General features: G+C 62.6%; 7 protein-coding genes. All 7 read left to right on the forward strand.

The genetic code is table 11. The features are described from left to right. Nucleotides 1–569: alpha-D-ribose 1-methylphosphonate 5-phosphate C-P-lyase PhnJ (locus GPA21_RS18595; protein WP_211163697.1), on the forward strand; the 569-nt coding region annotated here is incomplete at its 5' end. Further along, nucleotides 566–1,342 carry a phosphonate C-P lyase system protein PhnK gene (gene phnK, locus GPA21_RS18600; protein WP_168989586.1) on the forward strand — a complete coding sequence of 259 codons (777 nt, stop codon included), beginning with the start codon at nt 566–568 and terminating at the stop codon, nt 1,340–1,342. The genes GPA21_RS18595 and phnK, both read left to right, overlap by 4 nt. Before the next feature lie 11 nt (nt 1,343–1,353). Then, nucleotides 1,354–2,061: a phosphonate C-P lyase system protein PhnL gene (phnL, locus tag GPA21_RS18605; protein WP_168989587.1), complete on the forward strand. Its 708-nt coding sequence runs from the start codon at nt 1,354–1,356 to the stop codon at nt 2,059–2,061. After that, nucleotides 2,058–3,200: an alpha-D-ribose 1-methylphosphonate 5-triphosphate diphosphatase gene (locus tag GPA21_RS18610; RefSeq protein WP_168989588.1), complete on the forward strand. Its 1,143-nt coding sequence runs from the start codon at nt 2,058–2,060 to the stop codon at nt 3,198–3,200. The genes phnL and GPA21_RS18610 overlap by 4 nt, the downstream gene beginning before the upstream one ends. After that, complete coding sequence (locus GPA21_RS18615) at nt 3,200–3,928, forward strand: DUF1045 domain-containing protein (RefSeq protein ID WP_168989589.1); 729 nt, start codon at nt 3,200–3,202, stop codon at nt 3,926–3,928. Before GPA21_RS18610 ends, GPA21_RS18615 begins: the two co-directional genes overlap by 1 nt. After that, on the forward strand, nt 3,921–4,529 hold the full coding sequence (locus GPA21_RS18620; protein WP_168989590.1) for a DapH/DapD/GlmU-related protein: 609 nt from the start codon (nt 3,921–3,923) through the stop codon (nt 4,527–4,529). The genes GPA21_RS18615 and GPA21_RS18620 overlap by 8 nt, the downstream gene beginning before the upstream one ends. Nucleotides 4,530–4,741: 212 nt before the next feature. Further along, a partial coding sequence (locus tag GPA21_RS18625; protein ID WP_211163698.1) for a carbon-nitrogen hydrolase family protein occupies nt 4,742–6,342 on the forward strand: 1,601 nt, incomplete at its 3' end.

Consider the following 6,342-nt stretch of genomic DNA (forward strand, 5'->3'; position numbering starts at 1 on the left):
TTCAGACACGCCACCGCATCCCCGAGACGCCGCTGTCGGAGAAGCAGATTCTGGTGTTCCAGGTGCCGATCCCCGAACCCTTGCGCTGGATGGAAGCCAGCGAACGCGAGACCCGAGCGATGCATGCGCTACAGGAATACGGCGTGATGCGGGTGTCGCTCTACGAGGACGTCGCCCGCCACGGCCGTATCGCCAAGACCTACGACTACCCTGTGACGGTCGCGGACCGCTACATCATGAGTCCCAGCCCGATTCCAAAGTTCGACAACCCCAAGCTCGACTGCAGTCCGGCCCTGCAACTCTTCGGCGCTGGCCGCGAAAGGCGCCTGTACGCGGTGCCCCCCTATACGTCGGTGCGCAGTCTGGATTTCGACGATCATCCCTTCGACGTTGAGAACTGGTCCCAACCCTGCGCGCTGTGTGGCGCCACCGACAGCTTTCTCGACGAGGTCATCACCGACGACGCAGGCTCCCGCATGCTGGTGTGCTCCGATTCGGATCACTGCGCCGGGCGCCGCGAGGCAACAGAAGCGGACGAAATCGATAGCCTGCGGAGGGCGGTATCGTGAGCGACCAGGCCCTGCTTTCAGTGCGCGGTCTCGACCACCGCTATGGCGAACAGATCGGTTGCACCAATGTCAGCTTCGAACTCTACCCCGGTGAAGTGCTCGGCATCGTCGGCGAGTCAGGAGCCGGCAAGAGCACGCTGCTGAGATGTCTCGCCACCCAGCTCGAACCCACATCGGGTACCGTCGAATACCGTGGCCGTGATGGCGTAATGCGAGACATCTTCGCCTTGTCCGAGGCCGAGCGCCGCCTGTTGTTGCGCACCGACTGGGGACTGGTCCACCAGAACCCGCGAGACGGTTTGCGAATGGGCGTATCGGCCGGCGGCAACGTCGGAGAGCGCCTGATGGCCGTCGGCGAACGACACTACGGACAAATCCGGGCACAGGCCGGCCATTGGTTGCAGGCAGTCGAAATCGATCTCGAGCGCATGGCCGACATGCCCGAGACCTTCTCCGGCGGCATGCAGCAGCGGGTGCAGATCGCGCGCAACCTCGTCACCCGGCCGCGACTGATGTTCATGGACGAGCCCACCGGTGGGCTGGACGTGTCCGTGCAGGCACGCCTCCTCGATCTGCTCAGAAGGCTGGTGTCGGAGCTTCACCTGTCCGCCATCGTCGTGACCCACGACCTTGGCGTCGTTCGCCTGCTCGCCCATCGTCTCATGGTGATGCAAGGCGGCCGCGTGGTCGAGCACGGCCTTACCGACCAGGTGCTGGACGATCCGCAGCACCCTTATACCCAATTGCTGGTGTCCTCGATCCTTCGGGTCTAACGGAGCAAGACATGGAAGACCAATCAATCATGCTCGAGGCGCGCGACCTCGCAAAATGCTTCACCCTGCACATGCAGGGCGGCGTCGACATTCCGGTATTCGAAAGCGCTGCATTGTCGGTCCGCGCCGGAGACTGCCTTGTGCTCGCTGGCCCCTCGGGCGCGGGCAAGTCCACTCTGCTGCGCTGCCTGTATGGCAATTACCTCGCCCAGGCAGGCAGCATCCGGGTACGTCATTGCGGCGGGATGGTCGAACTCGTCGGCGCTGAGCCACGGGTCATACTCAATGTACGGCGCCTCACGCTGGGCTACGTCAGTCAGTTTCTGCGCGTGATTCCACGCGTCTCGACGCTCGACCTCGTCATGGAGCCACTGCTCTCACGCGGCCTGACAAAGGAGGAAGCCCGCGAGCGCGCAGAAGCCCTGCTCGCTCGCCTCAACATCCCTCGCACGCTCTGGCAGCTTGCGCCATCCACCTTCTCCGGCGGCGAGCAGCAACGGGTCAACATCGCCCGCGGCCTGATCGCCGATTATCCGGTGATGTTGCTCGACGAACCGACCGCCTCGCTCGACGCAACCAACCGCAAAACCGTCATCGAACTCATCCATGATGCACTTGCGCGCGGCACTGCGGTCGTCGGCATCTTCCACGACGACGCGGTGCGTAACGCGGTATGTACCCACAGCTATGACGTCACCCGAGACAGGCTCGCCGCATGAAACATGAACTCATCCTCGATAACGCCCGCGTCATTCTTCGCAACGAGGTCATCGACGGCCATGTCGTCGTGCGCGATGGCACCATTGCTGTGATCGACACAGGCCGCTGCCGCAGCGCCGCGGCGCGAGACCTCGACGGCGACTTCCTGACGCCTGGCCTGGTCGACGTTCACACCGACAACGCCGAGCTGCACCTGGTCCCACGACCTGGCGTTCGCTGGCCGACGCGTCCGGGCGTGCTGGCCCACGATGCCGCAATCGCCACCGCCGGTATCACCACAGTGCTCGACGCGATCGCCTGCGGCAGCGACTACGGCAAGGAATGGCGCAAAGACATCGCCCAGGAGACCATCACCGGCATCAGCGAGTTGCAGCGCAGCGGCCACTTCCGGGCCGATCACCTGCTGCACCTGCGCTGCGAGATCGTCGCCGAAGACATGACCGAGAGTCTTACCCAGACCATCGACAATCCGCTGGTTCGGCTCATATCGATAATGGACCACACGCCGGGGGCGAGGCAGTTCGTCGACATCGACAAGTTCAGGGTCTATTACAAGGGCAAGCACGGACTGAACGACCAACAGGTCGACGACATGATCGCCACGCGGCAACAGCTTCAGACCAGAATCGCTGCGCAACAAAGACAACTCGTCGCCGACATGTGTCACGCACGCGGGATTACCCTCGCCACGCATGACGACGCCACGAGCGAGCATGTCGACGAAGCGGTGAAGTTCGGCGCCACGATGTGCGAGTTTCCGACCACTGTCGAGGCAGCCCGCGCCGCCCGCAAACACGGTCTCGCGACCATCATGGGTGGCCCCAACATGGTTCGCGGCGGTTCCCACTCGGGCAACGTTTCAGCGCGCGAGCTTGCGGAAAACGGCCTGCTCGACATGCTGACCTCCGATTACATCCCGGCCAGCCTGATGCAGGCAGCCTGGCTGCTTCACGCCCAGTCCGGGTTCAGCGTCCCGGAAGCCTTCGACGTGGTGGCGGGGCAGCCGGCGCGCGCACTCGGCCTGAACGATCGGGGCGTCATCGAAACCGGCCGTCGGGCTGATCTGGTGCGCATCCATCGCAGCGAACACGGCCCGGTCGTTCGCCGGGTGTGGCGTCAGGGGATGGAAGTCGCCTGATGACGAGCCGTTACGCAATCTACTATTGCCCTGAACGCGACACCCGCCTGTGGCAACTCGCCAGTGCCTGGCTAGGCCGGGATGCCTCCACGGACCACGACACCCCCGCGATCGAACAGCTAAGCATGCCACAGGGCGACATCGACACTGCTATCGCCACACCCTCCCGCTATGGTTTTCACGCGACATTGGTTGCACCTTTCGAGCTTGCGGACCATCGCAGCGAGCAACAATTGTGCGACGCGCTCGCCGGCTTCTGCAGCAACTACACCCCATTCACGACGCCACTGGAAGTGCAACGACTTCATCACTTTCTTGCACTAGCGCCCGTCGTCCCCGACCCCGACCTGGACATGCTCGCCGAATCATGCCTGCGAGCCTTCGATATCTTTCGCGCGCCCCTCTCGAACTACGACCGCGCGCGCCGCGACACCCCGGACCTGAGCAGGCGTCAGCGCGAGCTACTCACCCGCTGGGGCTACCCCTATGTCCTCGACGCCTTCCGCTTTCACATGTCGCTCACCGGCGCATTGCCTCCGGATCTTCTGGCGCGCATGCAGTCCGAACTGCGCGCGTTGTTCTCCGATCTGTTACGCACACCGGTCGCCATCGCCGGGCTGACCCTCGTGAAACAGACCGACCGGGACAAGCCCTTCAAATGGATCCGACAATGTTCCTTCACCGCTGACAATGTGATTTCCCGACAGAGCCGGAGCGCCCATGCTTGAACTGACGCAACAACCCACCGTCGGGCGAGACACGAGCCTGAACAGCGCTACACTCGGAAGCTGGACCGAGGTAGGCGACCGCTGCACCCTCGAGAATGTCGTCATGGGCGACTATTCGTACTGCGGCGCGGATTGCATCCTGCAGAACACGGAAATCGGCAAGTTCTCCAACATCGCCGCCCACGTTCGCCTGGGCCCCACCGCTCATCCGCTGGATCGGCCGACGCTGCACCATTTCACCTACCGACGTGCGGCCTACGGCTTCGCAGCGACCGACGACGAGTCCTTCTTCGCAGCCCGTGCCGCTCGCGTCCTCAGTATCGGCCACGACACCTGGATCGGCCACGGCGCGATCGTCATGCCGGGTCTCACGATTGGCAATGGTGCAGTCATTGGCGCAGGCTCCGTTGTCACCCGCGACGTCGAACCCTGGACCATCGTCGCCGGCAACCCGGCGCGGGTCATCCGCCGCCGATTCCCGCCTGAAGTCGCCGAGGCAATGGAGCGCATTCGCTGGTGGGACTGGCAACACGACGTGCTCCAGCAGCGGCTGGACGACTTTTCGGGCCGCGCAGGGGATTTCATTCGGAACTACAGGTAGGCCTCACAGGGGAAACACCTACACTCAGCGATTTGCAGTCACAAGCTCGCTGTCACGCAATCATCACCAGTCAAGGCTAGACTTACTGCCCGACCCAGCACTCTTTCAGTTGTATGGCAAAGAAGCTCGAAGACAAAGCAAAGCCCCGCAAAAAGCAACGGCGGTCCTCGCGAAAGGCCACCGAACACCGACTGGTGCTGCGGACTTCCCGGTTGAGCGACTACGACGATATCCGGGAGATCATGGACCGGGTCTACCCCGCGATGGGAGGCGCCTGGAGTCGTGAGCAGTTCGCAGCCCAGATCAAGCGCTTTCCAGACGGCCAGTTGTGCATCGAGGACAACGGCAAGGTCGTGGCCGCGGCGATCAGCCTGATCGTCGACTACAACCGCTTCGGTGATCAGCACGGTTATTGGGAGATAACGGGCAACGGCTACCTGACGACGCACGACCCGAAGGGCGACACGCTTTACGGCGTCGACGTATTCGTGCATCCGGACTATCGCGACCTGCGTCTCGGACGACGACTCTACGACGCCCGCAAATCGCTGTGCGAACATCTCAACCTGCGCCGCATAGTCGCCGGCGGTCGTATCCCCGGCTATGCAAAGCACGCAAAGAAGATGGCGCCGAGCCGCTATATCGAACTCGTGAAGAAGAAGGAGTTGCGCGATCCGATTCTGAGTTTTCAGCTCGCCAACGACTTTCACGTGCGCAGACTCATCACCGGCTATCTGCCTGAAGACGAGGAGTCCGGCGCTTTCGCCACGCTCATCGAGTGGAACAATATCCACTACCGTGAACCCGAGCGACGCGCTCCCGGCAAATTACAGTTCGAGCGCAAGAGCACGGTCAGGATCGGGGCCGTGCAGTGGCAAATGCGTCCGGCCGACTCACTCGACGAACTCTCCTCGCAAATCGAGTTCTTCGTCGATGCGGTATCCGGCTACAAAGCCGACTTCGTCGTCTTTCCCGAATTCTTCTCGGCACCCCTGCTATCCCGCCATCAGGAATCGAATCCCGCACAGGCCATCCGCGAACTGGCCGCCTACAGCGAGGAGTTGCGCGAGCGAATGCTCAAGCTCGCGCTGTCCTACAACATCAACATCATCGCGGGCAGCATGCCGCTCTACGAGAACGAGGCCCTCTACAACGTTTCGCACCTGCTGCGTCGTGACGGCACCTGGGACATGCAATACAAGCTCCACATCACACCGGACGAGAACGCCTACTGGGGGCTGAGCGGCGGGACGCGCCTGCGGGTGTTCGATACCGACTCGGCACGGATCGGCATCCTGATCTGCTACGACATCGAGTTTCCAGAAGTCGGACGGATACTGGCCGAACGCGGCATCGACATCCTCTTCGTGCCCTACTGGACCGACACCAAGAACGGCTACCAGCGGGTTCGCACCTGCGCCCAGGCACGTGCGGTGGAGAACGAGCTCTACGTGGTCATCACCGGCAGCGTGGGCAACCTGCCCAACGTCGAGAACATGGATATCCAGTACTCCCAGTCGGCCATTCTCACCCCGTCGGATTTCGCCTTTCCGCACGACTCGGTTGCGGCCGAAGCCACCCCCAACACCGAGATGAGCCTGATCGCCGACCTGGACCTGGACAAGCTCAAGGAATTGCGAGAACAAGGTAGCGTGCGCAATACACTCGACCGCCGACGCGATCTGTACCGCGTGAAACTGGTGGTAGCCGGCGATCTTCTTGATCAGCACCCCGTCGTCCTCGAAGAGCACGAAAAAGCGCAGGTAATCGAGCAACACCGCTGGCGCCAGCGCGCCGCGCACCAGGGTTTCCA

Source organism: Azoarcus taiwanensis, from assembly GCF_012910885.1.
Classification (GTDB): domain Bacteria; phylum Pseudomonadota; class Gammaproteobacteria; order Burkholderiales; family Rhodocyclaceae; genus Azoarcus_F; species Azoarcus_F taiwanensis.

Excerpts from the sequence above, each read along its gene's own strand:
- phnL (WP_168989587.1), top strand. The coding sequence starts at position 1,354 with ATGGAAGACCAATCAATCATGCTCGAGGCGCGCGACCTCGCAAAATGC.
- GPA21_RS18610 (WP_168989588.1), top strand. The coding sequence starts at position 2,058 with ATGAAACATGAACTCATCCTCGATAACGCCCGCGTCATTCTTCGCAAC.
- GPA21_RS18615 (WP_168989589.1), top strand. The coding sequence starts at position 3,200 with ATGACGAGCCGTTACGCAATCTACTATTGCCCTGAACGCGACACCCGC.
- GPA21_RS18620 (WP_168989590.1), top strand. The coding sequence starts at position 3,921 with ATGCTTGAACTGACGCAACAACCCACCGTCGGGCGAGACACGAGCCTG.